Below are 25,808 nucleotides of genomic sequence, written 5' to 3'. Positions count from 1 at the left end.
ATGTGGCCGCTGGCAGGATTCGGCGTTGCGGCCGCCGGGGCTCGGGTTGCCGAGCGGTGATGACCGTAGACACGCGATCCGCGGAATTTCAAAGACGATCAGGGCTTCTGAGACTCATCCCACACTTTCGCCAATCCGGACATTCGGCGCGAAGTATGACGCGAACTCCCGTTGCTTTTCGCCCTATTCGACACCAAGTCCGAGGGTCTGACCGGGCACGATGCGGCTCGGGTCGGCACCGATGGCCACCTTGTTCTCCTCGTAGAGCGCGCGCCACCCGCCCTGGAGGTCAAGGGAGTCGGCGATGGACGCGAGCGTGTCCCCGGGGCGCACGGTGTACGAGTCGTCGCGGGCGGCGTGCCGGCCGGTGGACGTGGCGGTGTCGGCGCCGCGGGTGTCCGCGCTCTCGCCCGCGCTCTCGTCGGCACTGCCGCCGCGGTGCTTGCCGCCGCTGAAGGTGTCCCCGAGGGCGCCGATGTCGACGAGGCCCGAAGAGCCGCCCTCCCGCCATGAATTATCCGACTCGTCCTGTTTCGGCGAGCCTGTGGAGGCGCTGTCGGAGCGCTGTGAGTCGTCCTGCGGGGTGGCGCCGGTGGTGGGATCGGCTGATGTATCGGACTTGTTCGAGTTATTCGAGTTGTCCGCCGTGCCCGAGTCGCCCGACGGAGTGCCGGACGGCGAGGGCGACGACACGTCTCCCCCGGAGCCCGTGGAGCCCCCGGACGAACCGGCCGTGGACTCGGAGGAGTCGGTCAGGCCGGAGCCGATGCCGGAGTCCGAGTCGTCCGAGGAGCCCGTACCGCTGGACACGCCCGTGTCGACGTCGGCCGCCTGGGAGTCCTGGCTGAGCCCCTTGAGCAGGCCACAGGTGGCCCAGTAGCCGACGCCCTTGTCCGCGAGGATCTTCTCGGCGACCGTTATCTGCTGGTTTCTGCTGGCCTGGTCGGGGCGTTCGGCGAAGTCGAGTCCGCCGTACTTGTCCCAGTCCTCCTGGGCGATGTTCAGCCCGCCGTACTCACCGTTGCCCTGGTGGCTCCAGGCGCCTTCGGTCTCGCAGTTGGCGACCTGGTCCCAGGTGGCCCCGGTGGCCGCGCTCGCGCCGGTGGCTCCGAGGAGCGGGATGGCGATGGCGGAACCGGTCACTCCGGCCGCGACGAGGATGGCCGGAGCCTGGCGGGGGCGACGGTGACGACCGTTCCCGGAGAGCATGCGGAAACCTTTCGCGAGACGACGGTGACGGGCGCGGAGCCTGGTGCTCGGCGCCGCGTTGATCCGTGAACGTATAGGCAGCCGATCACTTGTCACAAGTTAATGCCGCGTAGATCACGTGAAAGTCACAGACTTGAGGGCGTGTCACCTTTACGCAGGTGGGAGCGGGCGACCACGGGGCGTGAACGCGGCGCTCAGCGGGCGGTGAACTCCACGGGGAGGGTGCGCAGTCCACGCATGATGAGGCCTCCGCGCCAGCGCAGATCGGTCGGATCCGCCGCGAGTTGCAGGTCGGGGAGTCGGGTGAGGAGGGTGGCGAGCGCGATCTGGCCCTCCAGCCGGGCGAGGGGCGCGCCGAGGCAGTAGTGGATGCCGTGGCCGTACCCGAGGTGTTGGTTGTCACGCCGGCCGAGATCGAGCACGTCCGGGTCCGCGAACCGCTCCGGATCCCGGTCCGCGGCGGCGAGGACGACGAGGACGGGGTCGCCGGCCGCGATGTCCTGTCCGCCGATGCTCAGCGGGCGGGTCGCGAACCGCCAGGTGGCCAGTTCCACGGGGCCGTCGTAGCGCAGGAGTTCCTCGACGCCGGTCTCCAGCAGGCCGCGGTCGCCCTCGGAGAGCGCCTTCTGCAGGCGGGTCCGCTGCTCGGGGTGGGTGAGGAGGGCGTAGGTGCCGTTGCCCACCAGGTTGACGGTGGTCTCGAAACCCGCGAAGAGCAGGATGAAGGCCATGGCGGCGGCCTCGTTCTCGGTGAGGTGCTCGCCGTGGTCGGAGGCCCGGATCAGACCGGAGATGAGGCCCTCACCGGGGGTGGGCTCGTCGGGCAGTGCCTCCCGCTTGCGGTGGATCAACTCGGCCAGGTAGCCGCGCATCTTCTTCACCGACCGCGCGACCCCGCCCCGGGGGCCGCCCTGGTGACGGATCATCATCCCCGCCCAGTCCCGGAAGTCGTCCTGGTCCTCGCGGGGGACACCGAGCAGGTCGCAGATCGCGTAGATGGGGAGCGGGAAGGCGAACTCGTGGATGAGATCGGCGCTCCCCTTCTCCGCGAACCCGTCGATGAGCTGATCGGTGAGCTCCTGGACCCGGGGCGCGAACTCCGCGACCCGGCGCGGGGTGAACGCCTTCGACACCAGCCTGCGCAGCCGGGTGTGGTCCGGCGGGTCGATGTTCAGCAGATGCGTCATCAACTCCGCCTTGCGCTCCCCGGGGATGCCGGTCTTGCCCTTGGCGTGCGCCGGCTCGTCGTGATGCGCCGGGTTCTTGGACAGCCGGGGATCGGCCAGCGCCTGCTTGGCATCGCGGTAACGGGTGACCAACCAGGCCTCCACCCCGCTGGGCAGCCGCGTCCTGTGCACGGGGGCGTGCTCACGCAGCCAGGCGTACGCCGGGTAGGGGTCGCCGGCGAACTCCCAGGTGAAGAGCTCGGGTGCGGGGCTGAGGGGGAGGGGCTGGTCGGTCACTCCTCGACGGTATCGGGGCGGGGGCGGTCGTGGCCGGGTGGGACCGGGCTACGGCCGGTGCTGGTCGGCCAGGCCCTCGGCCGCTCGTACGGCGTCCCGGTAGGCGCGGGCTGCCGCTCGCAGGGCCGCCTCCGGGTCCACACCGGACGCCTCGGCGCGGACGGCGAGGGCCAGGAGGTCGTAGCCCATGCCGTCGCCGGTGGGGAGGGGGACGTCGAGGCCGGCCGTGCGGACTCGGGAGGCGAGTTTGGAGGCGAGGGCGAGGCCCGGCTGGCCGAGGGGTATGCCGTCGGTCACCGATTCACGTCGCTTCTCGACGGCCTTGGTGCGCAGCCAGTGTTCCTTGACCTCGTCGGGGGTGGTGGCGGTCTCGTCCCCGAAGACGTGCGGGTGGCGGTGGATGAGCTTGGTGACGATGCCGCCGGCGACGTCGTCGACGGAGAACGGGGTGTCCGGGTGCTCCTCGGCGATCCTCGCGTGGAAGACGACCTGGAGGAGGACGTCGCCGAGTTCCTCGCGGAGTTCGTCGCGGTCGCCGTCCTCGATGGCCTCGACGAGTTCGTACGCCTCCTCGATGCCGTACTTGGCCAGGCCCTCGTGGGTCTGCCGGGAGGACCACGGGCACTCGGCGCGGATGCGGTCCATCACCTGGACGAGGTCGAGGAGACGGGCGCCGGGCAGGTCGTAGGAGGCGGGCAGCAGCTCCAGCTCGGGCATGGTCACGCGTCCGGAGCCCGCCAGGCGGGCCAGTCCGTCGGTGAGGGCCGGTTCGCCCTCGCCGGTCGCCACGACGACCACGGTGGCGCCGTCGGCGCAGGCGGCGACCAGTTCCTCGGCGGTCGGTGACGTCTCGTCGACGCCTATGCCCGCCTCGCGCAGATACGGCAGCTGCGGGTGCGCGCCGTCCGCGCAGAGCACGCGGTCGGCGGCGTGCAGCGCCTGCCAGGCGGGCCAGGAGAGCAGTCCGGGCGCGACGCGGTGGCTGGTGGTGAGCAGGACGATGCGGCCGGGGGCCGCGGCATCGGGGCCGGTGCCGGTGCCGGAGGCGGGGGCGGCTTCGGGACTGGTTGCGTTCACACCTCGAAGCTAACGCACGGCGCGGACGGCACCACGAGTTGTCCACAGGGGCGGGTGTTCACGGCCCGCGGTTGTCCACAGGCCGGGGATCCGCCGTACTCCCCCGTAGTCCGTCGGAGTCCGCCGTACCGTTACGCCACCTCGTGACCGTGGCTCGGTCTCATGCCGGCTGCTCGGGCTCCGGCGCCGTCACCTCGCGCACCCACGGCGTCTTCGCGTCGGCGCGGCTGCTCTTCTGGACGTCCCAGGTGCCGTAGCGCGGGTTGAGATCGACGCCGAGCTCCTTGGACGCCTTGGCGAGGGCGTTCCAGAAGGCCGGGTCGCCGGTGTCGGTGCCGACCTTGGCGGCGAGCTTCTGGGCCTCCAGCTGGAAGCGGAGGTTGTCGTCGAGGCGCTCGGGAGCGATGCCGTACTGCTGGAGCCAGGCGGTCTCCAGCGCCTTGGCGCCGCCGGTCTGCTGCTCCAGGCCGGCGCGCATCTGCTGGACCTCGCGGCGGCTGACGGTCACGCCCGCCTCCTGCGCGGCGCGGTGCACCACCTGGTCGAGGACCATGTTGTGCAGGGTGTCGCGGGTGAGGGTGCCGGTCCTGGCGACGGCCTGTGCGTACTGCGCCTCGTCCGGCACCGCGGCCCGCTGCGCCTCGCGGACCTCGTTCACCCGGTTCTCCAGCTGGGCGACGGTGATCCGCTGGCCGCCGACGACGGCCGCCGCGCCGGGGTGCGCGTCGTTTCCGCAGGCGGTGAGGAGGGGCGCCGCGGCGATCGCGGCGGAGAGGAGGAGCGCGGTGCGACGACGGCGGTGCAAGGAAGCCTCCCGAGGAGATTGTGCAGACAGGTGCGCCGCGTAGCGGCTCGTTGAGGGGTGGTGGTCGGGCGACGGGCGGGCGCACAAAGTCTTGCGGTGATCGATGGTAGGCAGTGGGCAAGCTCTGGCCAACCCATTCGACCAACGATTCACCAGGACTTCGGGCACCGACGCGGATCCCGGGCCACTCCGGGTGCGACGACGGGCCCCCAGCCGTGGACCTAGCCGTGCACCTGGCCGAGCCACTCCAGGGTCCGGCGGACCTCCACGGCGAGCGGGTGTCCGGGGCCGTGCAGGTGCTCCGCGTCGTGCAGCAGGCGGGCCAGGGTGTCGTGGGCGGCGGCGCGGTCGCCGAGGGCGAGCAGGAGGTGGCCGATGCGGCGGCGGACGTCGTGGGCGAGTCCGGGGTCCCCGGCCACGTACTGGTTCTCGTAGTACGGCAGCAGCGCGCGGTACTCGGCGAGCGCGGCCGCCGGTTCGCCGAGCTGTTCCAGGCACTGGGCGGCCTCGTAGCGGAAGCGCAGGGACCGGGGGTCGGCGTGGCCCGACTCGGCGGCGCGTTCGGTGGCGAGGGAGCGCAGGACGGGCAGCGCGCGCCGGTACTGGCCGTCGTCCATGAGGGTGGCGGCGTACTGCTTGCGCAGGGTGCGGACGACCGGGGAGTTCTCGCCGTGCTGTTCGGCGGCGACCGGGAGGATCGCGCCGAGGATGTCGACGGCCTGGGTGATCCGGCCCTCACCGAGGAGGCGCTTGACCTCGTCCACGGCACGGGCCACGTCCGGTTTCCCGGCGGGCGGCGCGGCCGGAGCGGCGGGGGCGGGCTGCGGGGCGGGCGTCCGCGCGCGGTCGGGCCAGGGGGCGTGCGGGCGCAGGAACGGGCGCGTGGGGTCCAGGGGCGCCCCGGTGGGCATCCCGCGCGCGGGCAGCAGCGGTGTCAGGTCCTCGTACACGTCCTGCGCGGAGGCGGGCCGGTGCTGCGGGTCCTTGGCGAGCAGCCGCAGCACCAGTGCCTCAAGCGGCTCGGGCACCTCGGGGCGCATACGGCGGACGGGCAGCGGAGGCTCGTACAGGTGCCGGTGCAGCACGCCGAGCGCCGTCGATCCGGCGAACGGCACATCGCCGCTGAGGAGTTCGTGCAGCACCACGCCGAGTGCGTACAGGTCGGTGTACGGGCCGACCGCGCCTCCCATGGCCTGTTCGGGGGCCATGTAGGCGGGCGAGCCGATGGGCGTGCCGGTGTGGGTGAGGCGGGTGGTGTCGGCGTCCATGACGGAGGCGACGCCGAGGTCGAGGACGGTGACCGTGCCGTCCTGCTTCACCATCACGTTGCGCGGCTTGAGGTCGCGGTGGACGATCGGCACGGCGTGCACGGCGCTCAGCACGGCGCACAGTTGCGCGGCGACCGCGACGGCCCACGGCCAGGGGTACGGGCCGTGCTCGGCGAGATGGTCGGAGAGGTCGGCGCCGTCGACGTACTGCATGACGAGGAACAGCTCCTCGCCCTCGCTGCCCGCGTCGTGCACGGTGACCAGGCCCGGGTGGTCGACCTGCGCGGTCACCCGGCACTCGCGCACGAACCGGCGGCGCAGTTCGTCCGCCTCCTGTCCGGCCACCTTGTCGGGCCGCAGCAGCTTCACCGCGACCCGCCGGTCCAGCCGCCGGTCGTACGCGGTCCAGACCTGGCCCATGCCGCCCTGGCCGATGAGCGTGGACAGTTCGTAGCGGTCGGCGACGACCCGTCCTGCCGTCACGGTCACCTTCCGCCCTCGGAGTTGCCGTGGGGGCGGCCTTCGTGGTTGCGCAGGTAGTCACTGAGCTCGTCGAGCTCGGCGCGCACCTGGTCGATGCGCGCGGGCGCGGGGCGCTGCGGCGGCGGGGCGGCGGGCAACGGCGGCTGCGGCATCGGGGGCGGGCCGTGCGGCGTCCGGGAGGTCTGCGGCAGGGTCGCCGCTGTGTACGGCGTGGGCGGCGCGGGCTGCGGATAGCCGTACCCCGGAGCCGTGGCGGCCCGCGGCGGGTGGCCGCCGTGGCGGAGCTGGTGGAAGTGGCGGATGTCCGCCGCGAGGTAGTACGCGATCCCCGCGACGAGCGTGCCCAGGAGGAGCAGCATGCCCGTCCAGCCGCCCACGGTGTGGACATCCTCGCCGGGCTCGGTGCCGACCAGCACGAGCGCGAGGACGTCGGCGACGAACGCGGCCACGAACAGGCCCCAGTCGAGCGACTTGCGCGTGACGATCGCCAGGCGCAGCAGCATCGTCCAGGCCAGGAGCCCGACGCTGAGGATCGAGACCACCACGAACAGCACGCGCAGGAAGACCAGCCACCCCGTGTGGGGCGGCTGCTTCACCGGCTGCGTGTAGCCGTGGCCATGCATGACAGCTCCTGGTGTCCGAGTGTCCGAGTGTCGCTTCGAGCGTATAGGCCGACACCTGCGAGCGGTCCTGGGTTGTACCGAACCGTTGTCGTCCTGATCACGTCACCCGGCGGGGCAGGTCGGCGCGGCGGATCGGCCGAACGGATCAGGCCGGGTGCGGGGATGCCGTCAGCGGATGCCGCATCCACACGTTCGGCTCGACGTACACCGCGTACCCGCGCTCCGGCTCGCAGCGCACCGGAACCAGCGCCCCCGGTACCTCGACGTCGCCCGCCGTGTCGAACGGCAGTCCGGTCCAGCGGCGCCACTGTTCCAGGGAGCCGGAGACGGTCATGGAGGCCGGTGCCACGGAGTCGACGGTGGCGCCGGCCCGGGCGTGCACGCGCATCCAGGGGTCGTGCGGCAGCCCGTCGGGGCGTACGCGGCGGGCGTACTCCTCGATCGGGGTGTGCGGTTCCCGATGCTTGGCGTTGGGGCGGACCGGGGCGACGACCTCGCCGAAGCCCCGGGCGCGGGCGTTGTCGCGCATCGCGGACAGCATCAGGCCGGACAGTCCGCGGCCCTGGGCGTGCGGGGCGACGGTGACGGAGATCGCGCTGACGGTGTCGGGGCGGGTGCCGCGGCGCAGGTCGGCGAAGGCCCACAGGAGCACCTCGTCCCAGCCGCGGGCGGGCAGTTCGCGCCGGCCCTCGACGTCCAGTGCGAACGGCACGCTGTAGGCGTGCGCGACGATCTCACCCCGCTCGTCCTCGGCGAACTGCACGTACTGCGGGAGTTCGGTCGCGATCCGGCCGTAGTGGTGGTAGCCCACGAGGTCCTGGATCACGTACTCCTGCCAGCTGTCGGCCATCGCGACGATCCGCTCCCGCGCCTCGGGCCGGTCGGCGAGGCTCGACACCTTGATGTCCTGCGCCTTGATGTCCTGCGCCTCTGTGTCCCGCGCCTTCATGTCCCCCACCTTCACGCCCCGCACTGCCTCAGCATCATCTGCCGGTCGGGGGCGGTGACCGGCAGTTCGTACTTGACGGCTACCTGCGCGAAGCGGATCACGTAGGCGCAGCGGATCCGTTTGTTCGGGGGGAGCCAGGAGGCGGGGCCGGAGTCGCCCTTGGAGGAGTTGGCGCGTCCCTCGGCCGGGATGAGGTTGAGGGGGTCGTTGGCCAGTTGCTCGCGCTTGGTCTCCGGCCAGCGGGAGGCGCCCATCTGCCAACTGTAGGAGAGCGGCACGACGTGGTCGATCTGCACCTCGGTGGCCTTCTGCTTGCGCCACTCGATGACGGTGCCGGTGTAGGGGTCGTCGAGGGTCATGGAGACGACCACGCAGTCGGAGCCGGAGCGGAAGCGCACGTCCTGGCCGTCGCGTTGGAGGAGGTCGTTGCGGGTGTCGCAGCCGTTGCGGGACAGCGGGACGCCCTCGGCGGTGTCCATCCAGGCGTAACCGAACTCGTCGCGGTCGTAACCCGTCTTGGGGCCCCGCCCCTTGGTCCGCACCGACTCGATGAGCTTGCGGGCCGTGGCCTCGTCGCTCTCGCTCGTCACGGGCGCGAGGCCCGGCTCGGTGCCGTCCGGATTCTTCAGCGGGCTGACGGCGCGGCCGTCCGCCGCGGGTGCCGCCGCGCCGCTCTCCCCGGCGGAGCCGTCCGCTTCGAGGCCCTCGCATCCGGACACGAGCGTCATGGCCGCGCACACGGCCAGTCCGGTCATGACGACGGACCCGACCCCACCCCTCAGACGCATCATGATGCGCCCCTCCCCTTGCCTGCCCGGTCCGCCCGGCGTGGGCGGTTGTCACTGGTCCCGGTCCCACCGTAGCGGCCGAGAGGTCCAGACCACATCGGCCCTAAATGGGCATTGCTCACAAGTCGGGCGTATGGTCGATTCGGAATCTTCTCCGGAAGGAGCTCTGGATGGGCATCTTCGACAAGCTCAAGAACCAGATGAAGGGCGGCAAGGGGAAGGACATGTCCGACGCCGCCGAGCGGAAGGTCAACGAGAGGACCGGCAACAAGTACGAGAGCCAGGTCGACGACGCGCAACAGCGCATCGAAGGCCAACTCGGCATGGACCGCGACCGGCCCCCGCAGCCGTAAGAGCCTGACGCAGGCTCTAAAGGCCCAGAAACGCGGAAGCCGCCCGCGGAGGCGTACTCCGCGGGCGGCTTCACACCATGCATGAGGCCTACGACCCCAGGATCGACGCCAGGAACTCCCCGACCCAGCCGAGCAGTTCCCGCCCCACCAACGGCTTCCCGCCTACCTTCGCGGTCTTGGGACGCGGGACGAGGAGCTGGTGGACGGCCGGCTTGATGACGGTCCCCGGGTACAGGCGCTTGACCCTGAGTTCCTGGGACTCGCGCAACTCCACCGGCGCGAAGCGGATGTTGTTGCCCTGCAGCACGATCTCGCCGACACCGCACGCGCGCGCGAGCATGCGCAGGCCGGCCACGAGGAGCAGGTTCTCGACCGGTTCGGGCAACTTGCCGTAGCGGTCGACGAGTTCCTCGCGGACGGCCTTGACGTCGTCCTCGGTGTTCACCGAGGCGATGGCCCGGTAGGCCTGGAGCCTGAGCCGCTCGCCGGGCGCGTAGTCGTGCGGGACGTGCGCGTCGACCGGGAGCTCGATCTTGACCTCCAGCGGCGGTTCCTCCTCCACCCCGCCCTCCAGGGAGGCCCGGTAGTCCGCGACGGCCTCGCCGACCATACGGACGTACAGGTCGAAGCCGACGCCCGCGATGTGGCCGGACTGCTCGCCGCCGAGGAGGTTGCCGGCGCCCCGGATCTCCAGGTCCTTCATCGCCACGTACATGCCCGCGCCCATCTCGGTGTGCTGGGCGATGGTGGCCAGGCGCTCGTGGGCGGTCTCCGTGAGCGGCTTCTCCGGCGGGTACAGGAAGTAGGCGTAGCCGCGCTCGCGGCCACGGCCGACCCGGCCGCGCAGCTGGTGCAGCTGGGAGAGGCCGAAGTTGTCGCCGCGCTCCACGATCAGGGTGTTGGCGTTGGAGATGTCGATGCCGGACTCGACGATCGTGGTGGAGACGAGCACGTCGAACTTCTTCTCCCAGAAGTCGACGACGACCTGCTCCAGGGACTGTTCCGACATCTGGCCGTGGGCCGTCGCGATGCGCGCCTCGGGGACGATCTCCCGCAGCCTGGCCGCCGCCCTGTCGATCGACTCGACGCGGTTGTGGATGTAGAAGACCTGGCCCTCGCGCAGCAGTTCACGGCGGACGGCCGCGCCGATCTGCCGCTCCTCGTAGGGCCCGACGAAGGTGAGCACCGGGTGGCGCTCCTCCGGGGGTGTGGTGATCGTCGACATCTCGCGGATGCCGGTGACCGCCATCTCCAGGGTGCGCGGGATCGGGGTGGCGGACATGGTCAGGACGTCGACGTTGGCGCGGAGCTTCTTCAGCTGCTCCTTGTGCTCGACGCCGAAGCGCTGCTCCTCGTCGACGATGACCAGGCCGAGGTCCTTGAACTTGGTCTCGGACGAGAACAGCCGGTGGGTGCCGATCACGATGTCGACCGAGCCCTCGCGCAGGCCCTCCAGGGTCGCCTTGGCCTCGGTGTCGGTCTGGAAGCGGGACAGGGCCTTCACGCTGACCGGGAACTGCGAGTAGCGCTCGGAGAACGTCCCGAAGTGCTGCTGCACCAGCAGGGTGGTCGGCACCAGCACCGCCACCTGCTTGCCGTCCTGAACCGCCTTGAAGGCGGCCCGGACCGCGATCTCCGTCTTGCCGTAGCCGACGTCGCCGCAGATCAGGCGGTCCATCGGGACCGACTTCTCCATGTCCTCCTTGACCTCGGCGATCGTGGTGAGCTGGTCGGGCGTCTCCGCGTAGGGGAAGGCGTCCTCCAGCTCGCGCTGCCAGGGCGTGTCGGAGCCGAAGGCATGGCCGGGCGCCGCCATCCGCGCGCTGTACAGCTTGATCAGGTCGGCGGCGATCTCCTTGACGGCCTTCTTGGCGCGGGCCTTGGTCTTGGTCCAGTCGGCGCCGCCGAGGCGGTGCAGGGTGGGAGCCTCGCCGCCGACGTACTTGGTGATCTGCTCCAGCTGGTCGGTGGGGATGTAGAGGCGATCGCCGGGCTGGCCGCGCTTGGCGGGGGCGTACTCGACGACCAGGTACTCGCGGGTCGCGCCCTGCACGGTCCGCTGCACCATCTCGATGTAGCGGCCCACGCCGTGCTGCTCGTGGACGATGTAGTCGCCCGCCTCCAGGGTGAGCGGGTCGATGGTCTTGCGGCGGCGGGCGGGCATCCGGGCGCCGTCCTTGCCGGCCGCCTTCTGCCCGGTCAGGTCGGTCTCCGTGAGGACCGCGAGTCTCAGGGCCGGGTCGACGAAGCCGTACTCGATCGAGCCGCACGCCACGTGCACGACCGAGGGGGAGATCTCCCCGAGTTCCGCGTCCTGGCGGGCCGCGATGCCCTCGCCGCCGAGCACCTCGACGGTACGGGCGGCCGGGCCGTGGGCCTCGGTGACGTAGACCGCGCGCCAGCCGTCGGCGAGCCAGCCCTTGGTGTCGGCGAGCGCCCTGGCGGTGTCGCCGCGGTAGGTCTCGGGCGCGTGCATCCCCAGCTTCAGGGTGTCCCCCGCCGCGTCAGCGGCAAATGTCTCCGTCAGCTCCTCGTCCGCCGCGAACGGGGACACCGACCACCACATCATGTCCAGCTCGCGCGCCCGGTCCCGGACGTCCGCGATGGACCACAGGGAGGCCGCGCCGACGTCGATCGGCGCCTCGCCGCCGCCCGCGGTGGCCGCCCAGGACGCCTGGAGGAACTCCTGACTGGTGGCCACGAGGTCGGAGGCACGCGTGCGCACCCGCTCCGGATCGCAGACGACGGCCATGGAGCCCTTGGGCAGGACGTCGATCAGCAGCTCCATGTCGTCGACCAGGACCGGCGCCAGGGACTCCATTCCTTCTACGGCGATCCCCTCGGCGATCTTGCCCAGCAGCTCGCCGAGCTCCGGGTGCTGTTCGGCGAGGGCACGCGCGCGTGCCCGGACGTCGTCCGTCAGCAGCAGCTCGCGGCAGGGCGGCGCCCACAGGCCGTGCTCGGCGACCTCCAGGGAACGCTGGTCGGCGACCTTGAAGTAGCGGATCTCCTCCACGTCGTCGCCCCAGAACTCCACCCGCAGGGGGTGTTCCTCGGTGGGCGGGAAGACGTCGAGGATGCCTCCTCGTACGGCGAACTCGCCGCGCTTCTCGACGAGCTCCACGCGCGCGTACGCGGCGGCGGCGAGGGCCTCCACGACCTCGTTCAGATCCGCGGTCTGTCCGCTCCTCAGGGCCACGGGCTCCAGGTCGCCCAGGCCCTTGACCTGCGGCTGGAGCACCGAGCGGACGGGGGCGACGACGACGGAGACCGGGCCCGTCTCGGGGTCGTCGGGGCGGGGGTGGGCCAGGCGGCGCAGGACGGCGAGGCGGCGGCCGACGGTGTCGCTGCGGGGGCTGAGGCGCTCGTGCGGGAGGGTCTCCCAGGAGGGGTACTCGACCACGCCCTCCGGGGGCAGGAGCGAGCGCAGGGCCGCGGCCAGGTCCTCGGCCTCGCGGCCCGTCGCGGTCACCGCCAGGACCGGGCGGCCGGCCTCGCGGGCCAGGGCGGCGACCGCGAAGGGGCGGGCCGCGGGCGGGCCCACCAGGTCGACGTGCATGCGGTTGCCGTCTGCGGCCGCCCTGATCGCTTCCGCGAGGGCGGTGTCCTTGACGACGGCGTCGAGCAGACCGTGCAGGCTCATTCTGGGGCGGCTTTCGTCGGGGTGGGCAACGCGAATCGCCCGACGCGCGCGGCGGGCCGGGGGTATCTCCAGCGTACGACGACGCCGACGTCGAGGTGGCTGTCCCTGGGGGCTGCCGCCCCCAGACCCCCGCTTCGGCCTTAAGGGGCCTCGTCCTCAAACGCCGGACGGGCTGGGAGCGCCCCGGCCAGACGAAATAGCCGCAGTACCACACATCTCCCCCACAACACCTCCCACCCCCGGTCGCCCCCTCCTGATCTCCGCAGACCACCCTTGGTGCACGCCCCGAGCCCGCCCCGACCCATGAGGCCCGCACATGCACGCCCCCTCCCTTCCCGCGACCGAGACCGCGGCCCGCCCCCACATACCCGCGCCGGTCGCGCCTCCCCCGCGTGACCGGCGTCCCCTGGCCCCCCGACGGGATCCCTGGGTGCTCGCGGGGGCCCTGTTCCTCGCCTACGCGGCGGTGTCCGTGGGGCGGTACCGGCACATGGCCTCGCGGTCGTGGGATCTGGGGATCTTCGAGCAGGCGGTGCGGGCGTACGCGCATCTCCGGGCGCCGGTGGTCGATCTGAAGGGGCCGGGGTTCGACGTCCTGGGGGACCACTTCAGCCCGGTGACGGCGTTGCTGGCGCCGCTGTACCGGCTCTTCCCCTCGCCGGTGACGCTGCTGGTGGCGCAGGCGGCGTTGTTCGCGCTGTCGGCGGTGCCGGTGACGCGGGCGGCGGCGGGGCTGCTGGGGCGGCGGCGGGGGCTGGCGCTCGGGGCGGCGTACGGGCTGTCGTGGGGAGTGCAGCGGGCGGTCGACTTCGACTTCCACGAGATCTGCTTCGCCGTACCGCTGATCGCGTTCTCGTTGGAGGCGGTGCTCGCGCGGCGGTGGCGGCACGCGCTGTGCTGGGCGCTGCCGCTGGTCCTGGTGAAGGAGGACCTGGGACTGACGGTGGCGGCGATCGGGGTGGTGGTCGCGCTGCGGGCCCGGGGCGCGGCGCCGCGGACGGTGCCGTACGCCCTGGCGGTGGCCCTCTTCGGGGCGGTCGCGACCGCGCTGACGCTCACGGTCGTGATCCCGGCGTTCAACACCACGGGGGCGTACGACTACTGGGACAAGGTGGGCGAGGCGGGCGGGCCCTGGGACGGCCTCGGCACCAAGCTGCGGACGCTCGCCTGGCTGCTGATCCCCACCAGCGGCCTGTTCGCGCTGCGCTCGCCGCTCCTGCTGGTCGCGCTGCCGACGCTCGGCTGGCGGTTCCTCTCCGGCGACCCGCACTACTGGGGCACGGACTGGCACTACAGCGCGGTCCTCATGCCGGTGGTCGTCCTCGCGCTGGCCGACGCGCTGTCCACCGCGCGGCACAGCCCGAGCGCCCGCGTGCGGTCGTACGCCTCCCATCTGCCGGCCGCCGTCGTCGCGGCGGCGCTGGCGCTGACCACCTCGCTGCCGCTGTCCGCGCTGACCGAGGCGGACCTCTACCGCAAGCCGGCCGAGGTGAGGGCCGTGGAGCGGCTGCTGGACCGGATCCCGGACGGCGCGAGCGTGGAGGCGAACATCGGGCCGATCAGCCGGCTGACCTCGCGGTGCCGGGTGTTCTGGATCGGCGACACGCGCGGGATCGCCCCGGACTTCATCGCCATCGACAACTCCACCAAGTGGGTGGACGACGTGGCGGAGTACGCGCGGCAGCTGCATCCGCGGGCGACGTACGTCGTGGCGGGCGCCTCCGAGGGGTACGTGCTGATGAAGCGCACGCGGCCCTGAACGCAGCCCGGGACACAGCGACGAACACGGACATGCCCCGGCGCCGAGAAGTCCCCCGTGACTTCTCGGCGCCGGGCGCTCCCCCGTGCGGGATGGCTACTCGGTGGCGATCGCGTTCAGGACGTTCATCCGGCCCGCCCGGAACGCCGGGACGAGGGCGGCGAACAGGCCCACGAACGCGGAGCCGACGAACACGCCGATGATGGTCGGCCAGGGGATCTCCAGGACGCCGAGGCCCTCCAGCGCGAGCAGCTTCTGCGCGGTGGTGCCCCAGCCCATGCCCAGGCCGAGGCCGAGCAGGGCGCCGAAGAGGGCGATGACCACCGACTCCATGCGGATCATCCGCCGCAGCTGGCGCCGCGAGAGGCCGATCGCCCGCATCAGGCCGATCTCCCGGGTCCGCTCGACCACCGACAGCGCCAGGGTGTTCACCACACCGAGCACGGCGACGATGATCGCGAGGGCCAGCAGGCCGTAGACCATGTTCAGCAACTGCCCGACCTGGTCCTTCAGTTCCTGCTTGTAGTCGGTCTGGTCGCGGACCTGGTACTGCGGGTAGGTGTCCAGGGACTTCTTCAGGGCGGCGTAGGCCTGCTCCTCCTGGCCGTCCTTGGCCTTGGCGAACATGATCGAGTTGGGCGGGACCTCGTCGGCCGGGACGTACTTCCGCATGGTCTCGATGCTGAGGTAGCGCGAGCCCTTGTCGAGTGCCCCGCTGTCGTCGGTGATGGCGGCGACCTTGAGCTTCGCCGTCCCGCCGCCCTTGAAGGCGACCGTGATGGTGTCGCCGACCCGCACGCCGTGGGCCTTGGCGTAGTCGGAGCCGACCGACATGGAGTCCTTGCCGTAGGCGGCCGAGAGGGTGCCCGCCGTGGTGGGGCGGCGCAGGTCCTGGGCGTACGACGGGTCGGCGGCGGTGACGCCCTCGGTGTCCTTCTTGCCGTCGGGCGAGGTGAGGGTGGCCTCCAGCTCCTTGTAGCTGGTGACGTGGGCGAGGCCGGGGCTGCGCTCCATGGCCCGCTCGGCCTGGGGCACGATCCGCTGGTTGCCCTGGACGATGAAGTCGGCGCCGACGGACTTGTCGAGCTCGCTGGTGGCCGAGGCGACCATCGAGGAGCCGACCACCGACAGACAGGCCACCAGGGCCAGGCCGATCATCAGGGCCGCACCGGTGGCGCCGGTGCGGCGCGGGTTGCGCAGGGCGTTGCGCTCGGCCAGGCGGCCGACGGGTCCGAAGCCCCGCAGCAGCACCGCGCTGATCGCCCGGACGACACCGCCGGCCAGCAGCGGGCCGATGACGACGAACCCGATGAGGGTCAGCACGACTCCGCCGCCCAGCAGCAGCGAGCCCTCCTTCGCCTTGTCCGCGTTGGCGGCCGTGTAGAGGGCGAAGGTGCCCGCGCCGGTCAGGACGAGCCCGATCAGACCGCGCACCAGGCCGGCCCTGCCGTCGGCCGGGGTGCCGGCGTCGCGCAGCGCGGCCATCGGGGAGACCTTGCCGGCCCGGCGGGCGGGCAGATAGGCGGCGAGGACGGTGACCACGACACCGAGCACGAGTCCGGCGATCGGAGTCGTCGCCGTCACGGTGAGGTCGTCGGTGGAGAGGTTCATGCCGGCCGCCGACATCAGCTTCATCAGGCCGATCGCGATACCGACTCCGGCGCCGACGCCGAGGATGGACCCGACGACTCCGAGGAGCAGCGCCTCGACCAGCACGGACCGGTTGACCTGCTTGCGGGAGGAGCCGATCGCCCGCATCAGGCCGATCTCGCGGGTGCGCTGGGCGACCAGCATCGAGAAGGTGTTGATGATCAGGAAGATGCCGACCAGGAACGCGATCCCGGCGAAGCCGAGCATGGCGTACTTGATGACGTTCATGAACTGGTCGATGCCCTGACGGTTCTCGTCGGCGTTCTCCTTGGCCGTCTGGATCTTGACGGTGCCGCCGAGGGCGTCGGTGACGTTCTGCTTGAGCTGCGCGTCGGTGGCGCCGTTCGCGGCGGTGACGTAGATCTGGGTGAACCGGCCGGTGGCGCCGAGCAGTTCGCGCTGGGCGGTGGCGGTGTCGAAGTAGACGACGGCCGCGCCGGGGTTGGTCACCTTGAAGGCGGCTATGCCGCTGATCCGGGCCTTGAAGTCACCGGCGACGGAGATGGTGCGCAGTTCGTCGCCGAGCTTGAGATCGTGCTTGTCGGCGGTGTCGGCGTCGACCATCACCTCGGTGGGGCCGCGCGGGGCGTGCCCGGAGGTGATGTCCATCGTGCGGGCGTCGCTGCTGGTCCAGTTGCCCGCGATGGTCGGGGCGCCGCTGTCGGAGCCCATGTTCTTGTTGTCGCTGTCGACGACGGTCACGTTCATCGAACTGACCGCGCCCTCGGCGGACTTGACATCCTTGGCCTTCTCCACCTGCGGCAGCAGGGAGGCGGGCACCGACGCGGGCTTGCCGTTCTGCGGGGTGTCGTCGCTCTTGGCGCCCTTCGGGGAGACGGTGACGTCGGAGGCGGTCGACGCGAAGAGCTTGTCGAACGTCGTGTTCATGGTGTCGGTGAAGACGAGCGTGCCGCAGACGAAGGCCACCGACAGCATGACCGCGATGGCCGACAGGGCCATGCGTCCCTTGTGCGCGAAGAAGTTGCGCATCGAGGTCTTCAGGACGGTCATGACGTGCGCCCCCGGGCGTCGAAGTCCTTCATGCGGTCCAGGACGGCCTCGGCGGTCGGCTTGTACATCTCGTCGACGATCCGGCCGTCGGCGAGGTACAGCACACGGTCCGCGTAGGAGGCGGCGACCGGGTCGTGGGTGACCATCACGATGGTCTGGCCCAGCTCGTCCACCGAGCGGCGCAGGAAGCCCAGCACCTCCGCGCCGGCACGGGAGTCGAGGTTGCCGGTCGGCTCGTCGCCGAAGATGATCTCGGGGCGGGCGGCCAGGGCGCGGGCCACGGCGACGCGCTGCTGCTGACCGCCGGAGAGCTGGGTGGGCCGGTGCTTGAGCCGGTCGCTGAGCCCCACGGTGTCCACGACCCGGCCCAGCCAGGCCCGGTCGGGCTTCCGGCCGGCGATGTCCATGGGCAGGGTGATGTTCTCCAGCGCGTTCAGCGTCGGCAGCAGGTTGAACGCCTGGAAGATGAAGCCGATCCGGTCCCGGCGCAGCTGCGTGAGCTTCTTGTCCTTCAGGCCGGTGATCTCGGTGTCGTCCAGGTAGATCTGCCCGGAGGTGACGGTGTCGAGCCCGGCGAGGCAGTGCATCAGGGTGGACTTGCCGGACCCCGAGGGGCCCATGATCGCGGTGAACTGTCCGCGGGCGATGTCCACGTCGACGTGGTCGAGGGCGACGACACGGGTCTCCCCGGACCCGTACGCCTTGACGACCTGCCGCGCCCGCGCGGCAACGGCCGTACGCCCTCCAGTGCCCCCGTGCCTGGTGATGGTTACAGCCGATGTCACGGTATTTCTCCTATGTCGGTCAGCAGGTGAGTCGCCGAGGCCCGCTCGGTAGGTGCTGCGTGCTTGGGTACGGCGTTCAGTCTGGTCCCGGGAGGGTCCCCGGCGCGCTGGTGCCCAGCGCAGTCTTCTGCTGGGGAAAACCCCACCCCGGCCGGTTCGGTCAACCACCCCCCGACCGCTCCCCAGCGGCGTAAAGCCAGATTAAGGAGCGGACCGGTCCCCTCTCGTCCTCCGGCGGTACGAACCCTCCCCGAGCCGTAGTACGGAGGTACCCCTAGGGGCCCTCCACCGGTGGGTGGAGGCGTCCTCGGGGTCCGCTCCACCCACCGGTCCAGTCAGGCTGCACCCTGCCGTGACGTGAGGCTCAAGTGAGATGGTGGTGCGCGGCAGATAGGTGCAGGGGGAAAGGAATCCGGTGGACGACACCAGACCCGTGCTGCGCGCGGAAGCGGCGCGCACCGCACCCGACCGGCGGGGGGCCGTCGTGGCGGCCCTGATGCTCGCGATGGCGCTGGCCGCGCTCGACTCCACCATCGTCTCCACGGCCGTACCGCAGATCGTGGGCGACCTCGGCGGGTTCTCGGTCTTCTCCTGGCTGTTCTCCGGCTATCTGCTGGCCGTGACCGTCACCCTGCCCGTCTACGGCAAGCTCTCCGACACCTTCGGGCGCAAGCCGGTGCTGGTGGTGGGCGCGGTCCTGTTCCTGCTCGGGTCGCTGCTCTGCGCGGTGGCCTGGAACATGGGGGCGCTGATCGCGTTCCGGATCGTGCAGGGGCTGGGCGGCGGGGCACTGCAGGGGACGGTGCAGACGCTCGCCGCCGACCTGTACCCGTTGAAGGAGCGCCCGAAGATCCAGGCCAAGCTGTCCACGGTGTGGGCGGTGTCGGCGGTCGCGGGGCCGGGTGTGGGCGGGGTGCTGGCGACGTACGCGGACTGGCGGTGGATCTTCCTGGTCAACCTGCCGATCGGGGCGGTCGCGCTGTGGCTGATCGTCCGGTTCCTGCACGAGCCCGACCGGGGAACGCGGGGCACGCGCGCGCGGGTCGACTGGGCGGGCGCGCTGGCGGTGTTCGCGTGCGGCGGGGTGCTGCTCACCGCGCTGGTGCAGGGCGGGGTGGCGTGGCCCTGGCTGTCGGCCCCCTCGCTCGCCCTGTTCGGCACCGGGCTCGCGCTGGTCGGTGTCGTGGTGCTGGTGGAGCGCCGGGCGGCCGAGCCGATCATCCCCGGGTGGGTGTGGCGCCGCCGCACCATCGCCGCGGTGAACCTGGCCCTGGGCGCGCTGGGCCTGCTGATGGTGGCGCCGGCGGTCTTCCTGCCGACGTACGCCCAGTCGGTGCTGGGACTGGCCCCGGTGGCCGCCGGGTTCGTGCTGTCGGTGTGGACGCTGAGCTGGCCGGTGTCGGCGGCGCTGAGCCAGCACGTCTACCGGCGCATCGGCTTCCGCAACACGGCGATGCTCGGGATCGGCTCGGCGGCGCTGATCCTGTTCGCGTTCCCGTTCCTGCCGTACCCGGGGCAGGCCTGGCAGCCGACCCTGCTGATGCTGCTGCTCGGCGCCGCGCTCGGGCTCTTCCAACTCCCCCTGATCATCGGCGTCCAGTCCACGGTCGGCTGGGAGGAACGCGGCACGGCCACCGCGTCCATCCTTTTCTGCCGCCAGACCGGCCAGACCATCGGCGCCGCGGTCTTCGGCGCGATCGCCAACGGGGTGCTCGCCGCACGGCTCGGCGGCGTCGGCGACCTGGACTCCGTCACCCGCGCCCTGGACGCGGGCACCGCCCCCGAGGCGACCCGGCGGGCCATCGCGGACGCGGTCCACTCGGTCTACCTGGGCGCGTCCTGCGCGGCGGCCCTGGCGTTCCTGGTCCTGCTGTTCCTCGCCCCGCGCCGGTTCCCGGTGCTCAAGGAGCAGTGATATTCGCGTGCCCCAGGAGCCACGGCTGCCTACCCTGCGTCTCATGGTGAGACTGGAACGGCTGCGGGCCGATCACGCGGACGCCGTGCTGGCCTTCGAGCGGGCCAACCGCGCCTACTTCAGGCAGTCGATATCGGACCGCGGGGACGCGTACTTCGCCGAGTTCGCCGACCGGCACGCGGCACTGCTCGCTGAACAGGACGCCGGTGTCTGCCACTTCCACGTGATCAAGGACGACCGGGAGGACCAGGTCGCCCGGGACGAGCTGATCGGCCGGGTCAACCTCGTCGACGTCGAGGACGGCACGGCCGAACTCGGCTACCGGGTGGGCGAGTCGGCGGCGGGCCGGGGCGTGGCGAGCGCGGCGGTGGCCGAGGTCTGCCGGCTGGCCGCGACGACGTACGGCCTGGTCTCGCTCACCGCGGTCACGACTCTCGACAACCTGGCGTCCCGAACCGTCCTCGAACGCAACGGCTTCACCGTCACCGGCGAGCTCACCATCGGCGACCGGCCCGGCGTCCGCTACACGCGCCCGACCTGACCGGGACCGAGGTCACCGCGCCCGTCCCGACCGGACCGGCGTCAGCGCTCCCGGTCGAACCAGGCCGTGGACTCCCGCAGGAACAGCAGGACGACGACCGGTGCGCCGAGCGCGACGCGCAGCGCGGCGTCCAGGAACTCCGTGGCCTCACCGGCCCCGAGCAGTCGCCTCGCGGACGGCACGACGGTGAACACCATCAGCACGATGGTCGTGATCCGGACCCCGCCCCGCGCGCCGCCGCCGTAGGTCAGGGCGAGCAGCGCGCAGATCCACGCGGGCAGCCAGGCCCCGACCAGCGCGCCGAGTCCATAGGAGCTCAGACTCCCGGAGAGCGCGAGCACCATGACCAGGCCGATGAATCCCAGCGCGAACAGCAGCAGTTGAGCGGCCCGCACCAGACCCGGCATCACCACGGGCACCACGGACTCACGTACGTCGGACATCGACACTTCCCCCCGAAAAACGTCCCCCGGTCGACCGCCGCATCGTAGCGACCCGGACACGAAACCAGGGTCACCGCCCTCCCCACGCAGGACGCCCGCCCCGGCCCGGTCCGCGTCTGCTGGAGTCATGGACATCGACAGGCGTACGGCGATGGCGGCGGGCCTCGGAGCGACGGCGGCGGCGGTGACGGGCCCGGACCCGGCACGGGCGGGGACCGGCTCGGCACGGGCGGGGACCCTCCCGGTGCGGACGATCACCGTGCAGGGGGAGGCAGCGGCCCGCACCAACATCCCCGTGGTCCGCGACCGCCGCGCCTCCGGCGGCCGTCTGCTCGTCCTGCTGACGACCGAGCGGCCACCGGGGACGGCCGGCTGGTACGCCACCTACCGGGTCCGCGCCCCCGAGGCGGGCGTGTACGCGCTGACCGCCGTCACGACCGCCCCGGTCGAGACCCCGCACACCGAGGCCGTGGCCTCGTACCTCCGACTGGCCGTGAACGACGCCCCGTTCACCGACCTCGACCACGCCCAGCCCCACTGGTACGACTCGCCGCCCGCCTGGGGCGACCTGTCCGTCCTCGACCTCGGTGTGGTGGAACTCCGGGGCGGCCCCAACACGTTGACGCTTCGCGTCAACGAGAAGACGGTCCTGGACACCACCACCGCCTACGTCCTCACCCTCGACCACCTCACCCTCCGTCTCCGCCCCGGCCACCCGGCCCTGCGCACGGCCACCGTCGCCCGCCACCGCGCCGGCGAACCCGCCCGCCTGCGTCTCGCCCTGGACGGCCACGCCCGCCGCCCGCACCCCGTGCGCTACACGGTCACCGACCACGTCGGCCACCAGGTCGCCGCCGGCCGTACGACGATCCCGGAGGGCGCCACGAGCACGACCGTCGCCCTGCCCGAGGACCTCCCGCCGGGCCACTACCGCGTCGACGCCGACGGCGTCACCGGTGCCTTCGCGCGTCTGCCCGCGCGCCCGGCGCCGACCGGCGCGGCGAGCCGCTTCGGCGTGAACGTCTGGGCGTCCTCGCTGGTCCCGCCGTCCCGGCTGGCCGAATTCGCCGCCGCGGTACGGGACATGGGGGCGGGCTGGGTGCGCGACGGGCAGTCCTGGCCGGCCGTGGAGCCGACGCCGGGCCGGTACGACACCGCGCACCACGACCGCGCGACCCGCACGCTGCGCGCCCACGGCCTGGCCGTCCTGGACGTACTCTCGCCCGCGCCCGAGTGGGCGATGACGGAGGCGTCCCTGCCGCTCCCGGCGGACCTCAGGCACGCCTACCGCTACGCCCGCCGGCTGGCCGCGGCCGCCCCCGAGGCGCTCCAGCTGTCGAACGAGCCCGATGTCGACACCACCCGCTCCACCGGCGACGCGCACGCCGCGTTCGTGAAGGCGGCGGCGCTCGGCGTCAAGGACGCCGCGGACAGGCCGCCGCTCGTGGTCCTGCCCGGCCTCGCCCAGCGGGGCCCCTTCCAGGACCTGATGCTCGCCAACGACGTCGTCCGCTACGCCGACGCCTGGGCCTTCCACGGCTACCCCGACCCCACCCGGCCGGGCGAGCCCGAGTTCCCGGGCGCGGCGGACGAACAGCACGCCCTCGCCCGCGAACACGGCGCGGACGTCCCGCTGTGGATGACGGAGTGCGGCGCGTTCCAGACCGCCCGCCCGGGGCAGGACCTGACGCCCGCCGAGCAGGCCGTACAGGCCCGCTATGTGGTGCGTTCCATGGTGGAAGGGCTGGCCGCGGGCAACGCCCGCCAGTTCTGGTTCGCGGGCCCGCCCCTGCACGACGACGGCGTCTGGTTCGGGCTGCTGGACCGGAAGTGGGCCCCGCTGCCCGCCTACAGCACCCTCGCCGCGCTCACCTCCCTCCTCGGCGCGGCCCACTTCGTCGGACCGGCTCCCCGACTGCCCGCCGGGGCACGCGGGTTCGTCTTCGACACCGGACGCGGCGAGCTGGTCACGGTGGTGTGGGCACCCCGTCCGGTGCGCGTACGGCTGCGGGGGACGGCGTACGACATCATGGGCCGCCGCCTGCCCGGGACCGGCCCCCTGACCGCCTCCCCCGACCCGCTCTACGTCGTCTCCCGCGGTGCCTCACCCCACGCACCGGCGTCGGACGGCCCCGCGCCCCGCCCGCTCTCCGCCGCCGAGCACATCGTGCTCGCCCAGCGCTTCTCCGCCCGGAACGCGGCCCCCGGCAAGGAGGACGGGGACGCGCCGCCCCCGCACGGCTACCGCCTGGGCCGCCGGACGCGGATGCGGGTCGAGGTCTACAACTTCTCCTCCGTGGCCCGGACCGTGACGGTGACGGCCGGTCCGCCGGGCGGTGGTTGGTCGGTGCGGGCGCAGGCCGGGACGCGGGTGCGCGTGACGGCCGGGGGCCGGGCGGGGGTCGACTTCGTGGTGACGGCGGGGCGTTCGGTACCGCGCCGGGTGGACCGGCGGCTGTCGTTCGGCGCGGTACTCGAAGACGGCGTCGACAGGGGTGAGCAGGTGCCCGGGAGCGTGGCGCTCGTGCACCAGAAGTAGGCGCCCGGACACCGGGCGTAGGGGTTCGGGGCGGCGAAAAATCTGAGTTAACGGCGGTAACACCGCAGGTCAGCGAAGTAAGCGCATACCGACCAATCAGTTTGGCGAAACCCTTCTCGGCCGTGCCTACCTGCGAGTAGCGTGCGTCACTCCGTTCGCCCAAGGAGTACCGGGATGTCCTACGACCGACCGCCGTACGCCACCTACCCGTGGCAGCCGCCCACCCCGCCCGAGCCCGTCGAGCGACGGCCCCGCCACCGGACCGCGCTCGGGCACCACAGCGACCTGCGGCTGCTGCGCAGCGCCTACCGCTGGCAGCGGCGCACGGCCACGCTCACCGCGCTCGGCTACTTCACGCTGTTCCTGATCCTGTCCGCGTTCGCGCCGTCCTTCATGACCGGCACGGTCGCCGACACAGTGCCCACCGGTCTGCTGCTCGCCCTGGTCCAGCTGCCGGTCACCTGGCTGGCGGTGGGCCTCTACGAGTACACCGCCCGCCGTCATGTCGACCCGCTCGCGGACCGCATCCGCAAGGAGTCCGCGCTGAACGCCAAGCGGGGGGAGGCGGACCGGCGATGACCGGCTTCGACGACTCCTCGCAGGCGATGTCCCTCGTCGCCTTCTCCGCGGTCGCCACCGTCACCCTCCTGCTGTGCGTGATGACCGGCCCCGACAGCGACGACCTCGACGAGTTCTACACCGGCTACGGCTCCCTCTCCCCGATGCGCAACGGCCTGGCCATCGCGGGCGACTACATCTCCGCCGCGACCGTCCTCGGCACCGGCGGCGTCATCGCGCTCTACGGCTACGACGGTGTCGTCCTCGCCCTCAGCACGGCCCTGTCGCTGATGCTGCTGATGTTCCTGCTGGCCGAACCCCTGCGCAACGCGGGCCGGTTCACCATGGGCGACGCGCTGACCCGGCGGACGCCCGGCCGCGCGGTCCGGATGACGGCGTGCGTGGTGACCCTCGCCGCGCTGCTGCCGCTGATGCTGGTGCAACTCGCCGGCACCGGGCAGTTGCTGGCGTTCATCCTCGGCTTCTCCGACGACTCCCTGAAGACCGGCTGCATCATCGGGCTGGGCGCGCTGATGATCAGTTACGCGGCGATCGGCGGGATGAAGGGCACCGCCCTCATCCAGATCCTGAAGATCGTGATGCTGCTCGGATCCGGCGCCGTCGTCGCCGTACTCATCCTGAACAGGTTCGACTGGAACCCGGGCGCCCTGTTCGACACCGCGGCCGAGAACAGCGGGGTGGGCTCCGCCTTCCTCGGCTCGGGCCTGGAGTTCGCGGGCGGCCCGCACCCGCGCCTCGACATGATCACCTCGCAGCTGGCCGTGGTCCTCGGCGGCGCCTGTCTGCCGCACGTCACCATGCGCATGTACACCGCCTCCAGCGCCCGCCAGGTGCGCCGCTCCATGTCCTGGGCGGTGTCGTCGGTGGCGCTGTTCGTCCTGGTCATCACCGTCGTGGGGTTCGGCGCGACGGCGTTGATCGGGCGGGAGGTCATCGCCGGGGCGGACCCGCAGGGCAACACGGCCTATCTGCTGGGCTCCCGGGCGGCGTTCGGCGAGGACGTGTCGACCGCCGAGACGCTGCTCTTCACGACCGTCACCACGGCGCTCTTCCTGACCCTGCTCGCCTCCGTCGCCGGCATGATCCTCTCCTGCGCCAACTCCCTCGCCCACGACGTCTTCGCGGCCCGCGTCCACGAGATGTCCGAGCGCCGCGAGATGCTGCTGGCCCGCCTCTCGGCCCTGGCGGTCGGGGTCCCCGCGATCATCCTGGCCACCCTGGTCCAGCACCACAGCCTCCAGCCCCTGGTCACCCTCTCCTTCTGCCTCGGCGCCTCCGCCCTGGCCCCCGCCCTCGTCTACAGCCTCTTCTGGCGCCGCTACACCCGAACGGGCCTGCTCTGCACGCTCATCGGCGGCTCCGCGGTGGTCCTCGTCCTGATGCCGGGCACCAACCTCGTCTCCGGCTCCCCCGCTGCGGCCTTCCCCGACGCCGACTTCAACTTCTTCCCCTTCACCACCACCGGCCTCGTCTCCGTCCCGGCCGGCTTCCTGCTCGGTTGGCTGGGCACGGTGGCCTCCGGCCGGCGCGAGTCGGAGGAACAGCGCAAGCAGTACGAGGCGGTGGAGGGGTGGATCCTGGCGGGGGCGGTACGGAAGGGCAGCTGACGTCGGCACGGCGGTCGAGGGCCTGCGTGCCGCCGGGGGCGCCGCACGGTCGCGGGCCTGCATGCCGCCGGGCACCGGGCACCCCGCACCCGGTGGCCTCCCGCCGGGCGGTGCGGAGATCCGGACCGCGCCCGCCCGGACAGCCCGCGGCCGACCGACACCGCTGAACACCCCCGGCCACCGCGCGAGGCTGGGGTCAGGCACGCCTACGCCGCCCGGCACCCGGGCCGGCCACAGCCGCGACCTGCGAGGCAACGCGGCCGGACCGGCTACAGGCTGTCCGCACGGTCGCGGGCCTGCATGCCGCCGGGCACCGGG

Annotated in this window: 19 protein-coding genes; 7 read left to right on the top strand and 12 right to left on the bottom strand. The window is 72.1% G+C overall.

Annotated elements, in window-relative coordinates; genetic code table 11:
- Positions 1–183: 183 nt before the first annotated feature.
- The 8 genes from K4B79_RS25940 to K4B79_RS25905 all read right to left on the bottom strand — a co-directional run bounded on the left by K4B79_RS25940 (position 184) and on the right by K4B79_RS25905 (position 8,668).
- Positions 184–1,209: a LysM peptidoglycan-binding domain-containing protein gene (locus tag K4B79_RS25940; protein WP_232029310.1), complete on the bottom strand. Its 1,026-nt coding sequence runs from the start codon at positions 1,207–1,209 to the stop codon at positions 184–186.
- Between the two features lie 194 nt (positions 1,210–1,403).
- Positions 1,404–2,672 carry a cytochrome P450 family protein gene (locus K4B79_RS25935; RefSeq protein ID WP_232029309.1) on the bottom strand — a complete coding sequence of 423 codons (1,269 nt, stop codon included), beginning with the start codon at positions 2,670–2,672 and terminating at the stop codon, positions 1,404–1,406.
- Positions 2,673–2,720: 48 nt separating this feature from the next.
- Positions 2,721–3,749, bottom strand: coding sequence for a nucleoside triphosphate pyrophosphohydrolase (locus K4B79_RS25930; RefSeq protein ID WP_232029308.1), 1,029 nt, complete (start codon positions 3,747–3,749; stop codon positions 2,721–2,723).
- A gap of 160 nt (positions 3,750–3,909) precedes the next feature.
- A complete protein-coding gene (locus K4B79_RS25925; RefSeq protein ID WP_232029307.1) occupies positions 3,910–4,554 on the bottom strand; it encodes a SurA N-terminal domain-containing protein in 645 nt (214 codons plus the stop codon).
- 221 nt (positions 4,555–4,775) lie between these two features.
- Positions 4,776–6,269, bottom strand: a complete 1,494-nt coding sequence (locus tag K4B79_RS25920) for a serine/threonine-protein kinase (protein WP_269463972.1) — start codon at positions 6,267–6,269, stop codon at positions 4,776–4,778.
- Positions 6,270–6,307: 38 nt separating this feature from the next.
- A complete protein-coding gene (locus K4B79_RS25915) occupies positions 6,308–6,928 on the bottom strand; it encodes a hypothetical protein (protein ID WP_232029306.1) in 621 nt (206 codons plus the stop codon).
- A gap of 145 nt (positions 6,929–7,073) precedes the next feature.
- Complete coding sequence (locus K4B79_RS25910; RefSeq protein WP_232029305.1) at positions 7,074–7,877, bottom strand: N-acetyltransferase; 804 nt, start codon at positions 7,875–7,877, stop codon at positions 7,074–7,076.
- 11 nt (positions 7,878–7,888) lie between these two features.
- Complete coding sequence (locus K4B79_RS25905; RefSeq protein ID WP_232029304.1) at positions 7,889–8,668, bottom strand: HNH endonuclease family protein; 780 nt, start codon at positions 8,666–8,668, stop codon at positions 7,889–7,891.
- A gap of 167 nt (positions 8,669–8,835) precedes the next feature.
- Here K4B79_RS25905 and K4B79_RS25900 point away from each other — a divergent pair, with 167 nt between their 5' ends.
- Positions 8,836–9,018 (top strand): antitoxin, encoded by a 183-nt coding sequence (locus tag K4B79_RS25900; RefSeq protein WP_232029303.1) that lies wholly within the window; start codon positions 8,836–8,838, stop codon positions 9,016–9,018.
- Between the two features lie 88 nt (positions 9,019–9,106).
- Here the strand turns inward: K4B79_RS25900 and mfd are convergent, their stop codons facing one another.
- Positions 9,107–12,661 (bottom strand): transcription-repair coupling factor, encoded by a 3,555-nt coding sequence (mfd, locus tag K4B79_RS25895; RefSeq protein ID WP_232029302.1) that lies wholly within the window; start codon positions 12,659–12,661, stop codon positions 9,107–9,109.
- Positions 12,662–12,977: 316 nt separating this feature from the next.
- Here mfd and K4B79_RS25890 point away from each other — a divergent pair, with 316 nt between their 5' ends.
- Positions 12,978–14,420, top strand: a complete 1,443-nt coding sequence (locus tag K4B79_RS25890) for a DUF2079 domain-containing protein (RefSeq protein WP_232029301.1) — start codon at positions 12,978–12,980, stop codon at positions 14,418–14,420.
- A 96-nt stretch (positions 14,421–14,516) separates the two neighbouring features.
- On the opposite strand, the gene K4B79_RS25885 is transcribed toward K4B79_RS25890, so the two are convergent.
- Together K4B79_RS25885 and K4B79_RS25880 are read right to left on the bottom strand one after the other, a co-directional pair.
- Complete coding sequence (locus K4B79_RS25885) at positions 14,517–17,081, bottom strand: ABC transporter permease (protein ID WP_232029300.1); 2,565 nt, start codon at positions 17,079–17,081, stop codon at positions 14,517–14,519.
- A complete protein-coding gene (locus K4B79_RS25880) occupies positions 17,078–17,866 on the bottom strand; it encodes an ABC transporter ATP-binding protein (RefSeq protein WP_232029299.1) in 789 nt (262 codons plus the stop codon). The genes K4B79_RS25885 and K4B79_RS25880 overlap by 4 nt, the downstream gene beginning before the upstream one ends.
- A gap of 415 nt (positions 17,867–18,281) precedes the next feature.
- Here K4B79_RS25880 and K4B79_RS25875 point away from each other — a divergent pair, with 415 nt between their 5' ends.
- Both K4B79_RS25875 and K4B79_RS25870 read left to right on the top strand, forming a co-directional pair.
- The gene (locus K4B79_RS25875) at positions 18,282–19,781 is read left to right on the top strand and encodes an MFS transporter (protein WP_232029298.1); all 1,500 of its coding nucleotides are present in this window, start codon (positions 18,282–18,284) and stop codon (positions 19,779–19,781) included.
- Between the two features lie 43 nt (positions 19,782–19,824).
- Positions 19,825–20,322 carry a GNAT family N-acetyltransferase gene (locus K4B79_RS25870; protein ID WP_232029297.1) on the top strand — a complete coding sequence of 166 codons (498 nt, stop codon included), beginning with the start codon at positions 19,825–19,827 and terminating at the stop codon, positions 20,320–20,322.
- Positions 20,323–20,363: 41 nt separating this feature from the next.
- Here K4B79_RS25870 and K4B79_RS25865 read toward each other — a convergent pair whose 3' ends face one another.
- Complete coding sequence (locus K4B79_RS25865) at positions 20,364–20,765, bottom strand: hypothetical protein (protein WP_232029296.1); 402 nt, start codon at positions 20,763–20,765, stop codon at positions 20,364–20,366.
- Positions 20,766–20,892: 127 nt separating this feature from the next.
- On the opposite strand from K4B79_RS25865, the gene K4B79_RS25860 reads away from it, so the two are divergent.
- The 3 genes from K4B79_RS25860 to K4B79_RS25850 all read left to right on the top strand — a co-directional run bounded on the left by K4B79_RS25860 (position 20,893) and on the right by K4B79_RS25850 (position 25,490).
- Positions 20,893–23,304, top strand: a complete 2,412-nt coding sequence (locus K4B79_RS25860) for a hypothetical protein (RefSeq protein WP_232029295.1) — start codon at positions 20,893–20,895, stop codon at positions 23,302–23,304.
- A gap of 174 nt (positions 23,305–23,478) precedes the next feature.
- On the top strand, positions 23,479–23,883 hold the full coding sequence (locus K4B79_RS25855; protein WP_232029294.1) for a DUF485 domain-containing protein: 405 nt from the start codon (positions 23,479–23,481) through the stop codon (positions 23,881–23,883).
- A complete protein-coding gene (locus tag K4B79_RS25850) occupies positions 23,880–25,490 on the top strand; it encodes a sodium/solute symporter (RefSeq protein ID WP_232029293.1) in 1,611 nt (536 codons plus the stop codon). The genes K4B79_RS25855 and K4B79_RS25850 overlap by 4 nt, the downstream gene beginning before the upstream one ends.
- Positions 25,491–25,808: the final 318 nt, after the last annotated feature.

This window comes from Streptomyces lincolnensis, assembly GCF_021173675.1.
Classification (GTDB): Bacteria; Actinomycetota; Actinomycetes; order Streptomycetales; family Streptomycetaceae; genus Streptomyces; species Streptomyces lincolnensis_B.
This window is presented reverse-complemented; position numbering and strand designations above follow the sequence as displayed.